The organism is Arthrobacter sp. YD2 (genome assembly GCF_030410475.1).
Lineage (GTDB): Bacteria > Actinomycetota > Actinomycetes > Actinomycetales > Micrococcaceae > Arthrobacter_B > Arthrobacter_B zhangbolii.
The window spans coordinates 755,020-771,978 of record NZ_JAUHHB010000001.1 but is presented as its reverse complement, the minus strand read 5'-3'; the positions used below and the strand labels follow the sequence as shown (position 1 = coordinate 771,978).

Genomic DNA, 16,959 nt, shown 5'->3' with positions numbered 1-16,959 from the left:
CGGTGCCTGTGGCGCCCTTCCCGCGGGACTACGCGCGGGCGGCGGCCACAGGCACCGGAGGTTTGGGGGCTACTGCAGGGCGTTGACCCCGGTCACGAACTTCTCCCAGGAGGAGGCCGCATCATCGGTCTTGACCACGTCTACGCGGTTCAGTGCCTGCTGCATGGCGTCATTGATGGGGAAGTACTTCTCGCCCTTGAACGGCGTCACGGTGACGGCTTCGGCACGTTCAGCCAGGATTTCGCCCACCGGCGCATCGTTGAAGAACTCGTTGGTGGAGCTCAGCAGGGTTTCGGATTCCAGCGCTTCGGTCTGGCTGGGGAAGGTGCCCTTGGCTTCGAAGGCCTTGATCTGCTGCTCGGGGGCGGTCAGCCACTGTGCCAGCTTGATAGCTTCTTCCTGGTTCTTGCCCTGTGTGGGCACGGTCAGGTAGGAGCCGCCCCAGTTGCCGCCGCCGCCCGGGAAGACGTTGGCGATGTCCCAGCCTTCGACGCCGGCGGCGTTGCCTTCAATGCTGCCCAGCATCCAGCCCGGGCAGAAGGTGGTGGCAAAGGCGCCGCTCTGGAAGCCTGCCTTGTAGTCATCCGACCAGAGTTCCAGGTGGGCGGAGAGGCCCTTGTCCACGGAATTCTCCAGGACCTGGTTGTAAATGTCTTTTACTTCCTGGTTCTCGGTGGCGATGACGGTTCCGTCATTCTCCTCGTAGGCGTTCTCCACCTGGTTGATCATGGCCTGGTAGGTGGCCATGGCCGAGTCATACCAGGCGACGTCGGAGGCCGCGGTGAACTTCTCGCCCACCTCGAAGTAGTGGTCCCAGTCGCCTTCCAGCAGGGCTGCGACTTCCTCGCGGTCGGTCGGCAGTCCGGCAGCGGCGAAGAGATCCGAGCGGTAGCAGATGGCTTCCGGACCAATGTCGGTGCCGTAGCCGATGAGTTTGCCGTCCTCGGTGGTTGCGCCTTCGGTTTTCCACTCCAGCCAGCGGTCTTCCACCTCGGGGCTGGCCAGATCGGCGAACTGGTCCGGGTACTGCTTGAGCTCGGGCAGCCAGTCCACCTCGATACCCTCGATGTCCGAAAGGCCCGAGCCGGCAGCGAGCTTGGTGCTCAGGTTGTCGCGGGCAATGTTGGACGTGGCCTTTTTGTCATGAACGATCTTCACGTCGGGGTTGGCGGCCATGTACTCCTCGAACAGGTCCTCGTACCCGAACTCGTTGAAGGTACTGACGCTGAGCGTCACCTGGCCGTCTTCTCCGGCTGCTCCGTCATCTCCGCCGCCGCAGGCGGTCAGGAGAAGGGCTGCAGCTGCAACAGATGCGGCAACTGCGGGACCGCGGCGGCGCGCACGGGCGGCCAATGTCGGTTTGGTACTCATTGCTGACTCCTTTGTCTGTGACGAGTGCACGAGTGCGTCCGCGGTTTTCCGCGCCTGCCGTGCCGATGCCTAACGGATGCGCCCTGTGTGCCCGGATCGGCGGTGACGCCTACTGGTGGGAGCGCTCCCACAAGCAATGCCTAAATGCTGGTGTGTGACAGATCACAAGTCAAGTGGGAGCGCTCCCATAACGACGGCCAAAAACAGTGCGTTGGTATACGTGCAGGTCAGACGGCATATTGGCAGCCAGCCTGTTATTCAATCGTTACCGGCAAACACGCTGAAAGAGCCGTTGGCTAGCGCTGGGGCACCGACCATGGCGGGAGAAGCGGGCGCCGGCCACGGTGCATCCGGAGGTATGCCGAACCTTGCGGCGGGGGTGGGGTGGGGAGATACAGGGCGTTCCGGTCGGTGTCCAAGCGGGCCCGAAGGCGACGCTCCACGCAGCCAGGCAGGAAAAGGGCCCCGGGGGACCACAACCGAGAACCTGCCTCGAGCCCGAGACCGATAAAGGCCCGCACCAAAAGGGCAGTGAGCCGGCCCGAATGGCAGCGAAACCGGTGGGTGTGGAGGGATCCGGGCCGGGCTTCTGGCTTCAAGCTTCAGGCTTCAGGCTTCAGGCTTCAGGCTTCAGGCTTCAGGCTTCAGGCTTCAGGCTTCAGGCTTCAGGCTTCAGGCTTCAGGCTTCAGGCTTCAGGCTTCAGGCTTCAGGCTTCAGGCTCAGTCTGCCGAACCGGCGCCTTCGACTTTCGGTTTGGGTCCGGCGAACCGGCGGCCATCAGTGGCCGCTGCATGCCGGGCCGGGCGCCCTGCGGACTCTCCTGCGGATCCTGCAGGACCGGCGGACCCCCGCACGGCCTGACCGGATGCAGTAGTGGGAGCGAAGGTTTCGGCTGCGTTGAGAGCGGTGGGAGCGGAAGCATCAGCTGCCTGTCCGCTGCCGGCAGCGGACCCGGCGGGAGCGGCAGACTCGGCGGGAGCGGCAGACTCGGCGGGAGCGACCGACTCGGCGGGAGCGACGGACCCGGCGGGAGCGACCGACTCGGCGGGAGCGACGGACCCGGCGGGCTCGCCGTCGTCCTTGGTTGCGGCCTTATGGGACTGGCGCAGCACCTCGAACACGATCGGGATCACGGAGAGCACCACTACGCCCACGAAGATCAGATCCAGGTTTTCCCGGACAAAGGGCACGCGGTCCCCCAGTACGTACCCGAGCATGGTGACTCCCACGCCCCAGAGGAAGGCACCAATGACGTTGAATGCCACGAAGGTGCGGTAGTTCATCCGCGCGACACCAGCCACCACCGGGGTGAACGTACGCACCACGGGCACAAAGCGGGCCAGGATCACGGCCTTGCCGCCGTGCCGCTCGAAGAACACCTCCGCACGGCGGACGTTCTCCTGTTTAAACAGCCTGCTGTTGGGGCGTTTGAAAATGGCCGGGCCGGTCTTTTTGCCGATGTAATAGCCGGTCTGGTCGCCCACGAAGGCACTGATGAAAATCAGCAGGGCGAGCAGCCACACGTTGATGTTGATGGTGCCGGTGGCCACCAGCAATCCGGCCGTGAACAGCAGGGAATCACCGGGCAGGAAAAAGCCAATGAGGAGCCCGGTTTCGGCGAATACGATGCCGCAGACCAGCAGCACCACCCACGGACCAAGCGCAGGATCAGCCAGGAAAACCTGCGGATCCAGCCACTCCGGGAGGAGGGAAGAAGTGGGAGGCCGCACGGGACCGAAGGCGGCTGCGGCCGCAGAAAGAATCACTTCCTCAGGGTACGCCATGCCCCGCGGCGTCCTCTGGGAAATCCTGTATCTCCTCCGGGCTTCCCCTGCCTGGTCTTGACCTGCCTGTTCCGTGCCCGGGCATGAGGGCTGAGCGTGAGCCTGCGGGCCGCTGCTGCGGCATCGGGATGTCCCCGGCGGGGTTGCGGTCCGGTGTCACGGGGATCCGCTGACCATAAGCACTGTGGGACACTGCACAGGAACCGGGCACCGCGTAGCGGGGAAGCGGGTGCGGACGTGGGAAAATGGCGCCATGCCAGATGCCGACGCCACTCCCCCTGCCGCAGCGCCCCGCCGGGGCCGCCCGGGATATGACCAGCAGACGGTGCTGAACGTGGCGGTGGATGTGTTCAACCGGCACGGCTACGAGGCCACGTCCATGGGGATCCTGGCCGAGAACCTGGGGCTGTCGAAGTCGGCGATCTACCATCATGTGCCATCCAAGGGCGATCTGCTCCGCCTGGCCCTGGACCATGCGCTGGATGGCTTGGAGGCGGTTCTGGATGATCCGCTGGCGTCCACGGGCGCCGCCGATGCGCGGCTGGAATTCGTCCTGCGCGGCACCATCGAGGTGCTTACGCAGCGCCTGCCCTTCGTGACCCTGCTGCTGCGCCTGCGCGGCAACACGGAAATTGAACGCAATGCCCTGACCCGCCGCCGCGAGTTCGACCACCGTGTGGCCGATCTGGTGGACGCGGCCCGGCGCGAAGGCTCAGTGCGCCGCGACATTGACCCGCGCACCACCACCCGGCTGCTCTTCGGCACCATCAACTCGATTGTGGAATGGTACCGGCCCGGCGGCCCGCTGCCCGCGGACAAGCTGGCGGACAACATCATCACCATGGTCTTTGACGGACTGCATACCCGCGGGACTTCCGGCTCATGAGACACCGGCGCCGCTGGCTGTGGGCCGTAGTGGCAGTCGCCGGCCTCGCCCTGGCCGCTTACGGCGTGGTGTGGGTCAGCGACGTGCTGAGCCCGGAAACGGCCTGCGGCTGGGTGGTACGTACCGGAGACTGCTGAGTCACTTCTCCACCAGCGTCAGGACGTCGTAGGTGGCGACCAGCTCGTCGTTCTGGTTGGTGATCACGGCGTCCCAAGCCACTTCGCCGTACTCGTCCGTTTCCCGCGGCGTGATCTTTTTGGCCGTGAGCGTGACCCGGATGGCATCCCCGGCAGCCACCGGGGTGATGAACCGCAGGTTCTCCAGCCCGTAGTTGGCCAGCACCGGCCCCGGCGCCGGATCCACGAACAGCCCGGCAGCCCAGGAGAGCAGCAGGTAGCCGTGCGCCACGATGCCGGGGAAAAACGGATTGGCCTCAGCTGCAGCGGAGTCGGTATGCGCATAGAAGGTGTCGCCCGTGGTTTCCGCAAAGGCTGCAATATCCTCAAGGGCGACGGTCCGCAGGTCGGAGCGCACCGCATCGCCGACCCGCAGTTCACTGAGCGGCTTGCGGAACGGATGTCCGGCGTCGAACCGCTGGTCTGCGCCGGAGTGCCAGATCCCGGTGAGGGCGGTGAGCATGTTGGGTGAGCCCTGCACCGCTGTGCGCTGCATGTAGTGCAGCACCGCCCGGATGCCGCCGAGCTCTTCTCCCCCGCCGGCACGTCCGGGACCCCCGTGGACCAGGTGCGGCACGGGTGATCCGTGGCCGGTGGAACTCGCGGCGTCCTCCCGGTTGAGGATGAGCACCCGCCCGTGGTGGCCGGCAATGCCGGTAAGCACCTCGGCCGCCACCTGCGGGTCATTGGTGCACACCGTTGCCACCAGCGATCCGCCGCCGCGGGCTGCCAGCCGCACGGCGTCGGCCACGCTGTCATATCCCACTACCGAGGCGACGGGTCCGAACGCCTCGACCGTGTGCAACGCATCCGCGTCGGCATCGGGCCAGGTCAGCAGCATCGGTGCCATAAATGCCCCGTCCGGCGCGGAACCGGTACGGCCGTCCGCGAGTACGACGTCGGGCGCGTCCAGCGTGCCCAGCGCCAGTTCACCGCCGGCCTCCAGCAGGGAACGTACGGCGGCGCGGACCGCCTCCAGCTGCTCCAGGGAAGCCAGCGCACCCATGGTCACCTCTGCAGCGCGCGGATCACCCAGCACCACGCGCTGCCGGATGCGCTCCGCGGCGGCGGCAACGACGTCGTCCACCAGGGCACGGGGCACCAGTGCGCGGCGGATGCTGGTGCACTTCTGCCCTGCTTTGACGGTCACTTCGGTCACCAGCGACTTGATGTAGGCCTCGAACTCCGGAGTTCCGGGAACGGCATCCGGGCCCAGGATCGCCGCGTTGAGGGAATCCGTCTCCGCCGTGAAGCGAACTCCGCCCACCGCGACGTTCGGATGGGCGCGCAGCTTGTCCGCAGTGGACGCCGAGCCGGTAAAGGAGACCATGTCGCGGTAGTCCAAGTGATCCAGCAGGTCCCGCGCGGAACCGGAAATCAGCTGCAGCGATCCCGCGGGCAGGATGCCGGACTCCATGATCAGGCGCACGACGGCGGCGGCGAGGTACCCGGTGGGAGTGGCCGGCTTGGCGATGGTGGGGACGCCGGCGAGGAATGCCGGGGCAAGCTTTTCCAGCATGCCCCAGACCGGGAAGTTGAAGGCGTTGATCTGCACGGCCGCCCCGGGGCGCCGGGTGTAGAGGTGCTCCCCGAGAAAGGAACCGTCCCTGGACAGCGTTTCCACTGCACCGTCGGTGATTACGGTGGCGTTGGGCAGCTCGCGCCGGCCCTTGGACCCGTAGGCGAAGAGCACGCCGATCCCGCCGTCGATATCCACCAGCGAGTCCCTGCGCGTGGCACCGGAGCGCGCGGACACCTCATAGAGCTCCTCCCGGTGTCCGTTGAGGAAGGTGGCAAGGTCCTTCAGCAGCAGGGCACGCTGGTGGAAGGTGTACTTTCCCAGCTCGTCCTGGCCGGTGGTCCGGGCATGCTCGACGGCAGCGGCCGCATCCAGTCCGTCGCTGCTGACGAGGGCGAGCAGCTCCCCGGTGCTGGCATCCCGCACCTCGGTGCCGGGGGCGCCGCCGCCGGGTGTCCACCAGGCGTCTCGGACATAGCTGGGCACGTACTCGACGTCGAGGGCCGTTGCCGTCATCTCGGAACCTTTCGCGGGGAACAGCGTTCCGGCGGCATTGCCGGGCTGCACATCATGGATTACTGAACAGGCGGTCGGTATATCGCCAGCGTAGCGCAGAGCGGCCGTCCCGGCACCCCTCCCGACACCCCCGCCGGTCACAGGAAGGGTCCGGGGCAAACGGCAGGCGGAGCGGGAAGCTGCAGCAAAAACGCCCGCCCACAGGACGGATGTGGGGTTTTGGATTGCTGCCGGGCCGGCGGTGCGACAGACTGCTCCCCTTGGTGTGACCGTCCCCTGTCCCGAAGGAGCGCAAAGATGAGCCCCGTCCAACACCCCTCCCGCCGAACATCACGTCGCGGAAGCCTTGCCGTCCTGGCCCTGGCTGTATCCGCCCTGCTGATCGGCGGTGTGGCGCCTGCCGCCGCAGACAGTCCGGCCAACCGCGGCGCGGGGAACGGCCATTCCCCCGAACACCGGGGCGGGCACGGCGGGGGCAGCGGGCATGGCGGGGGCAACGGGCACGGCGGGGGCAACGGCCGGGGCCGAGACATCGATTATGTAGCCTTCGGGGATTCCTATGCCTCCGGGTTCGGCGGCGGTCCGCTGCTGGACGCCTGCGGGCGAACCGCACAGGGTTACCCCGCCCTGCTGGACGCCTTGAACCGGGTGGATCTGGAGACCGACGCCACCTGCGCCGGCGCCACTGCCCTGACTACCCCGGCGGATGCGCCGGTGGATCTCCCGGAGCAGATCAGCGACGCCGCAGCCCGGGGCACGCTCAACGCCCGGACCGACGTCGTGACGGTAACCATCGGCGGAAACGACATCCGTTTCGGCACGGTGGTGGCCGCGTGCATCGGCCAGCAGCTGCCGGCCACGTGTGCACCCGCCCTGGAACAGGCGAATACCTATGCATCGACGGTCCTTGCGCCCCAGCTGGCGGCCCAGTTCGCACGGATCGCGGAGCTGGCACCACGGGCGACCCTGGTGGTCACGGGATACCCCTACCTCTTCGAAGCGGGCACGGCGGGACCGCTAAGCGCAGAGGCACAGGCGCTGTTTAATGCCGGCACCGATGACCTGAACGCAGTGATTGCCGGGCAGGTTCCGGAAAGCGGCATCTTTGTGGACGTGGTGGACGAGTTTGCCGGGCACGGCGTGGGAGCAGCGGATTCCTGGATCCGGCTCGAAGGCGGCCAGTTCGACCTCCACCCTAACGAAACGGGTTACCGGGAGGGCTATCTGGCAGCGATCCTCGCGGACGCCGGCAGCGAGTTCTCCGCCCCGGGATGCCGCGGCCGGCACTGAACCTGCGGACGGCCTGCCACCCTGCCCGTAGAAGGCCGGAGGCAGGAAACCGGTCAGGCGCCGTCGCCCTCCGGACCGGAAATAACCTCGCGCAGGAAGGCCACATGAGAGTCAAAGGCCGCCCTGCCTTTGACGGTCAGCTCCGCCCAGGTGTGGGTCCGTCCGGCCAGCCCGGGCCCCTTGCTCAGCTTGACGTACCCGGCCTGTTCGAGTTGCTTCAGGTGTTTACTCAGCGTGGGATCGCTGACTTCGAGGGTGTCCCGGAGCAGCGCAAATTCGGTGCTCCCCAGCCGTGAGAGCAGTCCGCAGACCCGCAGCCGGACGGGGCCGTGCACTACCTCGTCAAAACGTGCCGCCGGCATCAGGGCTGCCCGTGGATGGACCGGACCAGGGCCCGCTCCATCCGGAGTCCGAGCACCAGCGTGGCTGCGAAGGTCAGCAGGGCTGCCGCGAAGAGGAGGGCCATGGAGCCTCCTGACTTGGAGACAACCATGCCGATCCCTACTGCGAGCGCAGCACAGCCAATGAATGTCAGGGCAACGCGCACGGACGCAGGGTAAGCCCACGGATCAGCCCGGGTTCCGGTGATCAGCGGACGCAGCATCCCCAGCAAAACCAGGGCAACTGCGGAAAGGGCGAACCCTGCGGATTCCCAGGGCCCCAGGCCGAAGGAGAGCACAAAGCCCGATATGCAGCAGGACTGGAGCAACACGTACCAGAACGGAGCTCCGGTGGACCCGCTGACTGCCGCCCCGTCGGCGTCCAGCGCCTCGAGGTGGTGTCTTGCGGTCTCCGGGGTGACATCTCGACTTTCCATATCGGCAACTCTAGACTTTCCAATCCGGAAAGTATAGACCCCGGCGGAAATCCGCCAATCCCTCTCCCCGTCAGGCCCCGAGCACCTCTGCCAGATCAAACTTCACCGGCTCCTCCAGCTGGTCATACGTACAGGATTCCGGTGTGCGGTCGGGCCGCCAGCGCACAAACCGGGCCACGTGGCGGAACCGTTCACCCTCCATGTGGTCATACTTCACCTCCACCACCCGCTCCGGACGCAGCGGAACAAAGGAGAGATCCTTCTTCCCGCTCCACCGGCTGCCTTCGGAGTTCCGCGGCGTGCGGGTGCCGCCCTCCTGCTCCTGTGCGGCCCAGGGATGGCCGTCCTCCTCAGCGACCAGGGGCTGCAGTTCCTCGAAGAGCTCCCGACGCCGGTCCATGGAAAAGGCCCCTGCCACGCCCACGTTGGTGAGCACGCCGTCGTCGTTGTATATCCCCAGCAGCAGCGAACCGATCAGGTCCGGGCCGGATTTGTGTACCCGGTAGCCGGCGAGCACGCAGTCGGCTGTGCGTTCGTGCTTGAGCTTGGCCATGGTGCGCTTGTTCGGCGCGTAGGGTCCGTCCAGCGGTTTGGCCACCACCCCGTCCAGCCCCGCACCTTCGAAGCGCTCGAACCAGTCCCGGGCCAGCGCCGGATCGTCCGTAGCCGCTGTCACGGACACCGGAGCCTTTGCTGCCTTGAGCGCCTGCACGAGTGCCTCGCGCCGTTCGGCGAACGGCTTGTCCGTGTAGTCGGTATCCCCCAGGGCCAGCAGATCGAACGCCACGAACCGGACCGGCGTTTCTTCCGCGAGCAGTTTCACGCGGCTGGCGGCGGGATGGATGCGTTGCTGCAGCAGTTCGAAGTCCAGCCGTTTGCCGTCCGATGCCACCATGACAATTTCGCCGTCCACCACGCAACGCTCCGGGAGGTTGGCTTTAAGGGCTTCCACGAGTTCGGGGAAGTAGCGCGTAATGGGCTTTTCGTTCCGGGACCCGATTTCGACGTCGTCCCCGTCCCGGAAAATGATGGAACGGAACCCGTCCCACTTGGGCTCGTAAAGATAGTCCCCCTCAGGGAGGGAACTGACCGCTTTGGCCAGCATGGGCGCAATGGGAGGCATCACCGGAAGTTGCATGAGCCCATTCTTATCCGAGCGGAGCCCGTTCCCCCAGCCCTGCGAGGAAGGCGGTAAGTAAATCCCTGCCCTGTTCCCAGTAGCCGACGCCGCTTTTCTCATTGATGTGGGCCAGTTCCCCCGCGCAGATCACGGGAACCCTCCATGCTCCGGCCATCGCCTCTGCTGCCGGCAACGCACAGTACGGGTCACTTTCGCTGGCCACGAGCAGAGCCGGAACGGGCAGCTCCTGCAGCCGCGGATTACGGAAGGTTCCGGCCGGTGCCGGGAAGGATGCGGCGGCGGGATCAGGCGGGCTGACGAGGAAGACGCCGCGGGCGCCACCGGGATTTCGCAGCAGCCATTCTGCGGCAGCCAGGCAGCCCAGGCTGTGCGCCACGAGCACGGTGTCTCCGTGCCGCTCTCCGGCGGCCCGGTCCAGCGCCGCCATCCAGTCCTCCAGCTCGGGTTCATCCCACGACGACGGCGCGAAACGGGTGACGTTGGGCAGCTCCGCTTCCCAGCGGCTCTGCCACTGGTCGGGTGGTGAGCCGTTGTAACCCGGGACCATGGTGATGTGCACTGTGCCTGTTTCCTTACGGTGGTTTCGCGGCGCCCGGCCGCGGGTCTGGACGGCCGGGAATACCGCAGAGTGCTCCGGCGCTGTGGCTGATATGAAACGAATAGGGTTCCTGTCCTTCGGACACTACCGGAACGCACTGGGGTCCCGGACGCCCAGTGCCCGGGACGCAGTATTGCAGCAGATCGAGCTGGCGGTAGCCGCGGAGGAAATCGGCGTCGACGGCGCGTACATGCGGGTACATCACTTCGCGCCGCAGTTCTCCGCCCCGTTCCCCACGCTTGCCGCCATGGCGGCCCGGACCAGCAAAATCGAACTCGGCACCGGCGTGATCGACATGCGCTACATGAATCCGCTTTCGATGGCGGAAGATGCCGCAGTGGCGGACCTGATCAGCGGCGGACGGCTGCAGTTGGGCATCAGCCGGGGATCCCCCGAGCCTGCCCTGCGGGGTTATGAGTCCTTCGGTTACGTGCCGGGGCCGGACTCCACCGACGCGGACATGGCTCGCCAGCACACCGAGGTGTTCCGTGCCGCCATTGCCGGTGCCGGGGTGGCCCAGTCCGATCCGGCAATGACCGGGACAACCGCCCCCATGGCCATCGATCCTCTTTCTCCCGGTCTGCCTGAGCGCATCTGGTGGGGTTCGGGCACCCGGGCCACGGCCAAGTGGACCGGTGAGCAGGGCATGAACCTGATGAGTTCCACCCTGCTGACCGAAGACACCGGAGTTCCGTTCGACCAGCTGCAGGCCGAGCAGATCGAGGTCTACCGCAAGGCCTGGGCCGACGCCGGCCACCAGGGCACGCCGCGGGTCTCCGTGAGCCGCAGCGTCATCCCTCTGGTGACCGGGGAGGACCGGCATTACTTCGGTCTTCGCGCGCAGGCCGAGGGACGTGACCAGGTGGGCCACCTCGACGGGGGCCTCGCCCGGTTCGGCAAGAGCTACATCGGCGAACCCGACGTGATCGCTGCCGAACTGGCCGCTGACGCTGCCGTGCAGGCCGCAGACACCGTGCTCATCACCGTGCCCAATCAGCTCGGCGTGGACTACAACGCGCACCTGCTCGAAAGCATCGTCAAGCTCGTGGCTCCGGACGCCGGCTGGCGGTAACGGGGCGGTGTGAGGAATCGCTCCCTGCTCAGTAGGATCAAACGTATGGAGAGCGATCGCCACCCCGCAGATGAGGGGTGGGTGTTTGCCCCTGCACCGCCGGACACGAGTACCTATACGGGCCTTGGGACAATCACCGTCGACGGCGAGACGTTTGCAGTGCGCAGGCGTGACGAGGATGGAACGATTCTCTATGACTGGGTCTCGGGACCCAACAATGGTTATGGATTCAACGCCCTCGGCAGGCGTGAACCGCCCACGCATCAACAGCACGTGGCCGCTATTCGCGATTTCCTCTCGTCCATTGACCCCGCGACGGGGTACTTCCACGACCCGTAGGCTCAAGACTGCCAGCTGAATTGGTGATTGAGGCTAGTGCCTGACAGGCAAGTCAGGGTGCCATCGCCCAGACGAGATGCCGTGTGCCGGACGGGCCGGGTAAGGCGGCTTTATTAACTCTCGCGAGCTCTGCGAGCGGGAGTTTTCGTTGCCGCCGTCCCGGTCCGCCCGGCGCACCGCCGCCCGACGCCGCACGACCACACCAGACCCTGATATTGCGTCTCTGTCGAAATGTCGGTGCCCTCGGTTACAGTAGTTTCTAGCTTCACGAGATGTGGCCTCCGCCCGGTTCGCCGGGCATAAAAGCTCCGACTGGCCCCACACCAACCCCACTGTTCGGCGGGTGGTTCGGATGACGAAGCGGCCTGCTCCAACCGGTGCAGGCAAGGACAACCTGAAAAGGAACCCACTGTGAGCATGTCCAGTGTCAGCAACTCCGGCTTCAACCCCGATTTCAACAACTCCTCCATCAGCAGCAGCTGCTCCGGTTTCGCGCCCGGCCACAACGTCCATTGGATCCACCGCCGCCGGCTCGAGGCGTGGGATCAGTGGTCCGACGTCGAGGTCGCAGCCGACCCGGAGCTGGACCTCATCCACCTCGTAATCGACGGAACGCAGCAGCTGATGTGGTTCCACAACGTGGGCGCCGTGGCCGCCGCCCTGGACGCCGCCGTCGACACACCACAGTGGTGCCAGCGATACTCCACACTGATGGTGCCCGGCGGTTTCGGCTCGGATGCCCGGAGCTCTTTTTTCTACTTGGCCCGGCCGGAGCGGGTGCTGCCCTGCATCGGCTCTCCGGTCCGGGCTCCCGAAACCGAGCGGATTGACGGCCAGGCCTGATTCCCGGCCGGTGAATATGCGGACTGCATCTGTCCGCATACCAATGACGGCCGTGCTGTTCGGGTTCTAGCCTCAATGCCATGACGAATATACAGATCTGCGTTGACTGCACCGATGCCCACCAACAGGCGGATTGGTGGGCCGAAACCCTGGGCTGGACGCTCGAGCCCGTGGACCAGGACTTCATTTCGTCCATGCTGGACCAGGGCTTGGCGAACCCGGAGGACGTTATCGAGCACAACGGTGTCCGGGTCTGGCGGGACGGCGCCGCCATCTGTCCTGCCGACGAGGTGGGCCGGAAGGACCGGTTGCGCATCCTGTTTCAGCCGGTTCCCGAGCCCAAAACCGTCAAGGACCGCATTCACCTGGATGTCCGGCTCCAGGGCCAGGATAAGGACGCGGCCCGGGCCGCCTTGGAGGAACGGGGTGCGTCCTTCCTGACCGAAGCAAGCCAGGGGCCGCACTCCTGGTACGTCATGGCGGATCCCGAAGGCAACGAGTTCTGCATCAGCTGACGGGGTTGCCGGGGACAGGCGGCGCAGGCCGCAGGCCCCCGGCCGCGTCAGTTAACCGTTCCGGTGTCTCCGCGCAACTCTCCGCGCAGCTGGGCAATCCGCAGCCGGAGGAAAATGATCACGAGTACCAGGGCCCAGACCACAAGGACGGCCACTGCGACCACCAACAGGAAATACAAAATTACGAACACTGCGCCGATTCCTGAGCCTACTGACACGCCGATCCCCCGATTCTGTGTGCCGGCCCCGGGACGGGTCCGGTCCTGCCACCGATGCTAGGGCATGGCTTCCTGCCGGGGCCGCATTCCCGCGGCGAGATTACTGCTGCAGCAGTTCCGGCGGAATGGCGTAGATCAGCACCACGCTGAGCAGGTTCTTCGCAGCATGCACGCCGTAGGACAGCATGAAGTTGTTTCCTGCCCATACGTACAGCCCGACCAGGACGGCACCGGTGGCCAGATAAGGCATCAGGACCGGCAGTGACAGGGATTCCTTACCCACAATGTGGATGGAGGCGAAGAGCAGGACGGACAGGATGCTGCACGCCCAGATGTTCCAGTAGCGGCTGAGTTTGCCGATGAGCAGGTGCCGGAAAATGTACTCCTCCACGAAGGGCGCCAGGATGACGACCAGCGGCACCACCAGCCAGGGAGACATTTCGGTGACCAGCCCCTGCACAGCCTCCTGGTTCACGGCGGTTTCGGCCTGGCCGGCGATGATCACGCCCACCATGGAAGCGATGATTGTGAGGATTACGCCAATCGGGATCAGGGCAGCGGTCAGCACCGGCCGGGTGGCAAGGACCCGGGTCTCGCGGGCAACATACCGCCGGGCGGCAATAAGGGCCAGAATTCCAGCGACCGCATAGAAGCCCAGATTGATGACGTAGGCCGCCACCACCGGGTCCGGAATCAGCACCGAGAGCCCGGGAATGTTGATGGGCACAAAACTCAGCAACAGCAGGAACAGGACGTAAAAGCCCGCCGCGACGCCGTCGCTGCGGGTGAACCGGTAGGAAAGCCACGGGATTTGTGCCGCTGCCCGCCCCGACGGGCCGGTCCGGTATTCGTTAGCTGTCATCACCTCAGGATAAGAGGCCGTGCCGCCCCGTGCAGCCCGTTCTTGGTTCAGCGCGTACGGCGGCCGCCAAAACGCGCCCGCTGCCTAGTTCAGTTCCGCAATCACAGGCGGCATGGCCTCCAGCAACTCGCGTGCCAGGAAGCTGAGGGGTCCGCGGGACGCCGAGAGCCGGTCCCCCGCCACGGCGTGCAGGTAGGTGCCCCAGCATGCCGCCTGTTCCGGCGTCGCCCCGCGGGCCAGGAAACCGCCTACCGCACCGGCCAGGACATCCCCGGAGCCGGAGGTCCCCAAACCGGGATTGCCGGCGGGTACTTCCCAGCTGGAACCCTCCGGTGCCGTGATGAGGTTCTGGGCCGTCACCACTGCCGAGTACTTCCGCGCCACCTCCAGCGAGGCGTCAGCCATGTCCAAAGACTCTTCGTCAGTGTCCTCCTCCCCCAGCAGGTGCAGGATCTCGGTCCGGTTCGGCGTCAGAACCAGCCGGCCAGCCAGCACCTTGGCCACCTCCGGCTGTCCGGGCAGGACCCCGAGCGCGTAGGCATCAAGCACCACCTGGGTCTTTTCCCCCAACAGGGGAACCACGGACACCAGCAGCGCCGCTGTCTGTTCAGCGTCCGCCAGGCCCGGCCCAATCACCACGGCGGCGGCCGAGTCCAGATCTGCTGCAAGGACCGCACCGGCAGCACCGCCGTCGATGTAGCCGCCGGACTCAGCGAGTCCCGCGACGCCGGCTTCAGGAACGGCGACGGCGACACTCACGGCAACGGACTCGGCCAGTCCCATGGTCAGCCGGCCGGCCCCGACGCGCAGCGCGGCAAGGCCCGTCAGCATTGCGGCACCCGGAGTGCGGCGTTCCCCGCCGATCACCAGCACCGTTCCGCGTTCCTTTTTGCCGGCGGTGTCGGTGGAGAGCTGCCAGCCGCGGAGCAGGTCCGGGGTAACCAGGTCAGCGCGGGTGGATGTCATGTTCATCTCCTGCGTGTTCGGTGACGGGTGCTCCGCTGTCCTGCAGGTGCAGCACGCTGTTGAAGGTGCGGACCTCCCACGGTCCGGTGCCCGACGGGCGCACGAGGCGGGTGACGGAGCCGTTGCGCACGCTGTTGGCCGCGGCCGTATCCAGCAGCTCCTGCTCGGAGAACCGTTCGCAGATGTAGCGGATCAGCATGATCACCGCGTCGTGGCAGACCACAGCCACCCGCTTGCCGTCCGATTCCTCGTCCAGGTCCCGGAAGACCGAACGCAGCCGCAGGGCAACGTCTGCCCAGGACTCCCCGCCCGGCGGCCGGTAAACGAACTTGCCCAGCCAGGCCCGGCGTTCGGCTTCCTCCGGATAGCGGGCCGCGACTCCGGCGGAGGTGAGCAGGTCAAGAACGCCCAGTTCCCGGTCACGAAGGCGTTCATCGATGCGCATCTGCCCGGCGATGCCGGGCAGTCCGGCCAGTTCGGCGGTCTGCCGGGCGCGAAGGTAGGGCGAGCACCACACGGCGTCGGGACGTTCGTCGACAGGCAACCCGGCGAACCAGCGGCCCACTGCTTCTGCCTGGGATTCCCCGTCCGGGCTGAGCGGGACGTCGGGGTCCCGCCATTCGATCTCGATGCGCTGGGCACCTTCTCGGCTCGCGCGGGTGGCAGCCACGTTGCCTGCGCTTTCACCGTGCCGGATCAGGATCAGTTCGGTTGCACCCATGCCGGTGACCTTACTCCCGCCTGCACCGGCACGGGAGCGAAACGCGGTCCGCAGCAGGATCTCAGGTACGCGTCCGCTCATCCACCCGGCCGCCGTTGCGCACGGTGAAGGTCAGCAGGAACGCCACGGCGGCGAAGGCTGCCAGCAGAATCAGCCCCACAAAATAGCTCCGGTTCGCCGGGTCGTAGGTGGCTCCCATGACCAGGGGCGGAAAATATCCGCCCAGGCCGCCGGCCGCGGCAATAATTCCGCCGATGGTCCCGACGTCCTGGGCCGGTGCTGCACGGCCAACCCAGGCGAATACCCCGCCGGTCCCCAGCCCCAGGAACAGTGCCATCAGGATGAATGCGGTGCCGTAGACCCGTTCCTCCTCGGGCCGCAGCGCCACGATCACGGCCAGCACCACCGTTCCGGCCAGGGAGGTCAGGGTGACCAGTTTCGGGCCCACCTTGTCCGCGATAGTGCCGCCGATGGGCCGGGCAATGACGGCTGCCACTGCAAAACCCGCGGTACGGGTTCCGGCCGCCGTCGCGTCGTAGTCGTACACGTTGCCCAGGTACGTGGGCAGGTAGTTGGAGAACGCCACGAACGCGCCGAACACCACCCCGTACAAAAAGCACAGCTGCCAGGTCACGCGCAGGGTGAAGGCATGGGTGATCTTGGGCAGCACCGGTTCGGTGGGCCGGGACCAGGCCGGCGATTCGCGCAGCACCAGCCAGCTCAGCACGGCCATGGCGGCCACGACGGCGGCAATGGTGATGTGGGCGCCCATGTAGCCGACGGCGGTGACCAGGCGCGGAGTGAAAAAGGCGGAGACGGCGGTGCCGACCATCCCGGCTCCGAAGACGCCGGTGGCGAAGCCCTTGCGGCTGCGGTCATACCAGGCCGAGCAGAACGGGATGCCGATGGCGAACACTGTTCCCGCGATGCCCAGGAAGAAGGCGATAACCACCAGGAAGGGAAAGTTGCCCATCCCGCCCACGATGCCGGTGAGCAGAACCAGCGGAGCCGTGACGCCCAGGATGACAGTGAACATGATCCGGCCGCCGTACCGGTCCGTGAGGGCGCCTACCGGAATGCGGGCAACCGAGCCCACGAGGATGGGCATGGCCACCAGAATCGAGGTCTGCCCGGCGCCCAGGTCCATGTCCGCCGCATACCGGCTGGACAGCGGGCCGATCACCGTCCAGGCCCAAAAGCCGATGGTGGAGGCAATGGTGGCCACGACCAGGTTTCGCAGCTGGCCTGATTTCAGGTCCGGTGTTGGTGCCGGGGTAACCGGGGATGCCGGCATGGTGTCCTCGCTTCTGAGAAAGTGCCGTCA

General features: G+C 66.3%; 18 protein-coding genes, 1 pseudogene and 1 riboswitch. Of the genes and pseudogenes, 7 read left to right on the top strand and 12 right to left on the bottom strand.

From position 1 onward, the window contains the following. Positions 1–69 precede the first annotated feature (69 nt). Both QWJ37_RS03800 and QWJ37_RS03795 read right to left on the bottom strand, forming a co-directional pair. On the bottom strand, positions 70–1,371 hold the full coding sequence (locus QWJ37_RS03800) for an extracellular solute-binding protein (RefSeq protein ID WP_290244189.1): 1,302 nt from the start codon (positions 1,369–1,371) through the stop codon (positions 70–72). A gap of 1,104 nt (positions 1,372–2,475) precedes the next feature. Then, positions 2,476–3,156: pseudogene (locus tag QWJ37_RS03795) on the bottom strand (VTT domain-containing protein); the annotation flags it as partial. 253 nt (positions 3,157–3,409) lie between these two features. Between QWJ37_RS03795 and QWJ37_RS03790 the strand changes: the two are divergent. Together QWJ37_RS03790 and QWJ37_RS03785 are read left to right on the top strand one after the other, a co-directional pair. Further along, entirely contained in the window at positions 3,410–4,042 is a 633-nt protein-coding gene (locus QWJ37_RS03790; RefSeq protein ID WP_290244187.1) for a TetR/AcrR family transcriptional regulator, read from the top strand. Then, positions 4,039–4,179: a hypothetical protein gene (locus tag QWJ37_RS03785; protein ID WP_290244185.1), complete on the top strand. Its 141-nt coding sequence runs from the start codon at positions 4,039–4,041 to the stop codon at positions 4,177–4,179. The genes QWJ37_RS03790 and QWJ37_RS03785 overlap by 4 nt, the downstream gene beginning before the upstream one ends. A gap of 1 nt (position 4,180) precedes the next feature. Here QWJ37_RS03785 and paaZ read toward each other — a convergent pair whose 3' ends face one another. Then, on the bottom strand, positions 4,181–6,253 hold the full coding sequence (gene paaZ, locus QWJ37_RS03780; protein ID WP_290244183.1) for a phenylacetic acid degradation bifunctional protein PaaZ: 2,073 nt from the start codon (positions 6,251–6,253) through the stop codon (positions 4,181–4,183). Positions 6,254–6,550: 297 nt separating this feature from the next. Here paaZ and QWJ37_RS03775 point away from each other — a divergent pair, with 297 nt between their 5' ends. After that, positions 6,551–7,543, top strand: a complete 993-nt coding sequence (locus tag QWJ37_RS03775) for an SGNH/GDSL hydrolase family protein (RefSeq protein ID WP_290244182.1) — start codon at positions 6,551–6,553, stop codon at positions 7,541–7,543. Between the two features lie 53 nt (positions 7,544–7,596). Here the strand turns inward: QWJ37_RS03775 and QWJ37_RS03770 are convergent, their stop codons facing one another. The 4 genes from QWJ37_RS03770 to QWJ37_RS03755 all read right to left on the bottom strand — a co-directional run bounded on the left by QWJ37_RS03770 (position 7,597) and on the right by QWJ37_RS03755 (position 10,060). After that, complete coding sequence (locus QWJ37_RS03770; RefSeq protein ID WP_227902444.1) at positions 7,597–7,905, bottom strand: transcriptional regulator; 309 nt, start codon at positions 7,903–7,905, stop codon at positions 7,597–7,599. Beyond that, on the bottom strand, positions 7,905–8,360 hold the full coding sequence (locus QWJ37_RS03765) for a hypothetical protein (RefSeq protein WP_227928618.1): 456 nt from the start codon (positions 8,358–8,360) through the stop codon (positions 7,905–7,907). Before QWJ37_RS03765 ends, QWJ37_RS03770 begins: the two co-directional genes overlap by 1 nt. Before the next feature lie 70 nt (positions 8,361–8,430). After that, complete coding sequence (locus QWJ37_RS03760) at positions 8,431–9,498, bottom strand: ATP-dependent DNA ligase (protein ID WP_290244179.1); 1,068 nt, start codon at positions 9,496–9,498, stop codon at positions 8,431–8,433. A gap of 10 nt (positions 9,499–9,508) precedes the next feature. Beyond that, positions 9,509–10,060 (bottom strand): alpha/beta hydrolase, encoded by a 552-nt coding sequence (locus tag QWJ37_RS03755; protein WP_227902447.1) that lies wholly within the window; start codon positions 10,058–10,060, stop codon positions 9,509–9,511. A gap of 91 nt (positions 10,061–10,151) precedes the next feature. Here QWJ37_RS03755 and QWJ37_RS03750 point away from each other — a divergent pair, with 91 nt between their 5' ends. The 4 genes from QWJ37_RS03750 to QWJ37_RS03735 all read left to right on the top strand — a co-directional run bounded on the left by QWJ37_RS03750 (position 10,152) and on the right by QWJ37_RS03735 (position 12,868). Then, a complete protein-coding gene (locus QWJ37_RS03750; protein WP_227902679.1) occupies positions 10,152–11,171 on the top strand; it encodes an LLM class flavin-dependent oxidoreductase in 1,020 nt (339 codons plus the stop codon). A gap of 45 nt (positions 11,172–11,216) precedes the next feature. Beyond that, positions 11,217–11,510, top strand: a complete 294-nt coding sequence (locus QWJ37_RS03745; protein WP_227928614.1) for a hypothetical protein — start codon at positions 11,217–11,219, stop codon at positions 11,508–11,510. A 263-nt stretch (positions 11,511–11,773) separates the two neighbouring features. After that, positions 11,774–11,906, top strand: a riboswitch (SAM riboswitch). 15 nt (positions 11,907–11,921) lie between these two features. Beyond that, entirely contained in the window at positions 11,922–12,353 is a 432-nt protein-coding gene (locus QWJ37_RS03740) for a hypothetical protein (RefSeq protein ID WP_290244175.1), read from the top strand. A gap of 80 nt (positions 12,354–12,433) precedes the next feature. Next, positions 12,434–12,868 (top strand): VOC family protein, encoded by a 435-nt coding sequence (locus QWJ37_RS03735; protein ID WP_290244173.1) that lies wholly within the window; start codon positions 12,434–12,436, stop codon positions 12,866–12,868. 47 nt (positions 12,869–12,915) lie between these two features. On the opposite strand, the gene QWJ37_RS03730 is transcribed toward QWJ37_RS03735, so the two are convergent. The 5 genes from QWJ37_RS03730 to QWJ37_RS03710 all read right to left on the bottom strand — a co-directional run bounded on the left by QWJ37_RS03730 (position 12,916) and on the right by QWJ37_RS03710 (position 16,929). After that, positions 12,916–13,086 (bottom strand): hypothetical protein, encoded by a 171-nt coding sequence (locus QWJ37_RS03730; RefSeq protein WP_290244171.1) that lies wholly within the window; start codon positions 13,084–13,086, stop codon positions 12,916–12,918. Positions 13,087–13,186: 100 nt separating this feature from the next. Then, a complete protein-coding gene (locus QWJ37_RS03725) occupies positions 13,187–13,948 on the bottom strand; it encodes a CPBP family intramembrane glutamic endopeptidase (protein ID WP_227902452.1) in 762 nt (253 codons plus the stop codon). An 84-nt stretch (positions 13,949–14,032) separates the two neighbouring features. Further along, entirely contained in the window at positions 14,033–14,914 is an 882-nt protein-coding gene (locus QWJ37_RS03720) for an NAD(P)H-hydrate dehydratase (RefSeq protein WP_341482028.1), read from the bottom strand. Then, positions 14,895–15,635 carry a histidine phosphatase family protein gene (locus tag QWJ37_RS03715; protein WP_290244168.1) on the bottom strand — a complete coding sequence of 247 codons (741 nt, stop codon included), beginning with the start codon at positions 15,633–15,635 and terminating at the stop codon, positions 14,895–14,897. Before QWJ37_RS03715 ends, QWJ37_RS03720 begins: the two co-directional genes overlap by 20 nt. Before the next feature lie 61 nt (positions 15,636–15,696). Beyond that, a complete protein-coding gene (locus QWJ37_RS03710; RefSeq protein WP_227902455.1) occupies positions 15,697–16,929 on the bottom strand; it encodes an MFS transporter in 1,233 nt (410 codons plus the stop codon). Positions 16,930–16,959: the final 30 nt, after the last annotated feature.

Bases quoted from the DNA above. Each gene is read 5' to 3' on its own strand.
- QWJ37_RS03800 (WP_290244189.1), bottom strand. From the start codon at position 1,371: ATGAGTACCAAACCGACATTGGCCGCCCGTGCGCGCCGCCGCGGTCCC.
- QWJ37_RS03790 (WP_290244187.1), top strand. From the start codon at position 3,410: ATGCCAGATGCCGACGCCACTCCCCCTGCCGCAGCGCCCCGCCGGGGC.
- QWJ37_RS03785 (WP_290244185.1), top strand. From the start codon at position 4,039: ATGAGACACCGGCGCCGCTGGCTGTGGGCCGTAGTGGCAGTCGCCGGC.
- paaZ (WP_290244183.1), bottom strand. From the start codon at position 6,253: ATGACGGCAACGGCCCTCGACGTCGAGTACGTGCCCAGCTATGTCCGA.
- QWJ37_RS03775 (WP_290244182.1), top strand. From the start codon at position 6,551: ATGAGCCCCGTCCAACACCCCTCCCGCCGAACATCACGTCGCGGAAGC.
- QWJ37_RS03770 (WP_227902444.1), bottom strand. From the start codon at position 7,905: ATGCCGGCGGCACGTTTTGACGAGGTAGTGCACGGCCCCGTCCGGCTG.
- QWJ37_RS03765 (WP_227928618.1), bottom strand. From the start codon at position 8,360: ATGGAAAGTCGAGATGTCACCCCGGAGACCGCAAGACACCACCTCGAG.
- QWJ37_RS03760 (WP_290244179.1), bottom strand. From the start codon at position 9,498: ATGCAACTTCCGGTGATGCCTCCCATTGCGCCCATGCTGGCCAAAGCG.
- QWJ37_RS03750 (WP_227902679.1), top strand. From the start codon at position 10,152: ATGAAACGAATAGGGTTCCTGTCCTTCGGACACTACCGGAACGCACTG.
- QWJ37_RS03745 (WP_227928614.1), top strand. From the start codon at position 11,217: ATGGAGAGCGATCGCCACCCCGCAGATGAGGGGTGGGTGTTTGCCCCT.
- QWJ37_RS03735 (WP_290244173.1), top strand. From the start codon at position 12,434: ATGACGAATATACAGATCTGCGTTGACTGCACCGATGCCCACCAACAG.
- QWJ37_RS03725 (WP_227902452.1), bottom strand. From the start codon at position 13,948: ATGACAGCTAACGAATACCGGACCGGCCCGTCGGGGCGGGCAGCGGCA.
- QWJ37_RS03720 (WP_341482028.1), bottom strand. From the start codon at position 14,914: ATGACATCCACCCGCGCTGACCTGGTTACCCCGGACCTGCTCCGCGGC.
- QWJ37_RS03715 (WP_290244168.1), bottom strand. From the start codon at position 15,635: ATGGGTGCAACCGAACTGATCCTGATCCGGCACGGTGAAAGCGCAGGC.
- QWJ37_RS03710 (WP_227902455.1), bottom strand. From the start codon at position 16,929: ATGCCGGCATCCCCGGTTACCCCGGCACCAACACCGGACCTGAAATCA.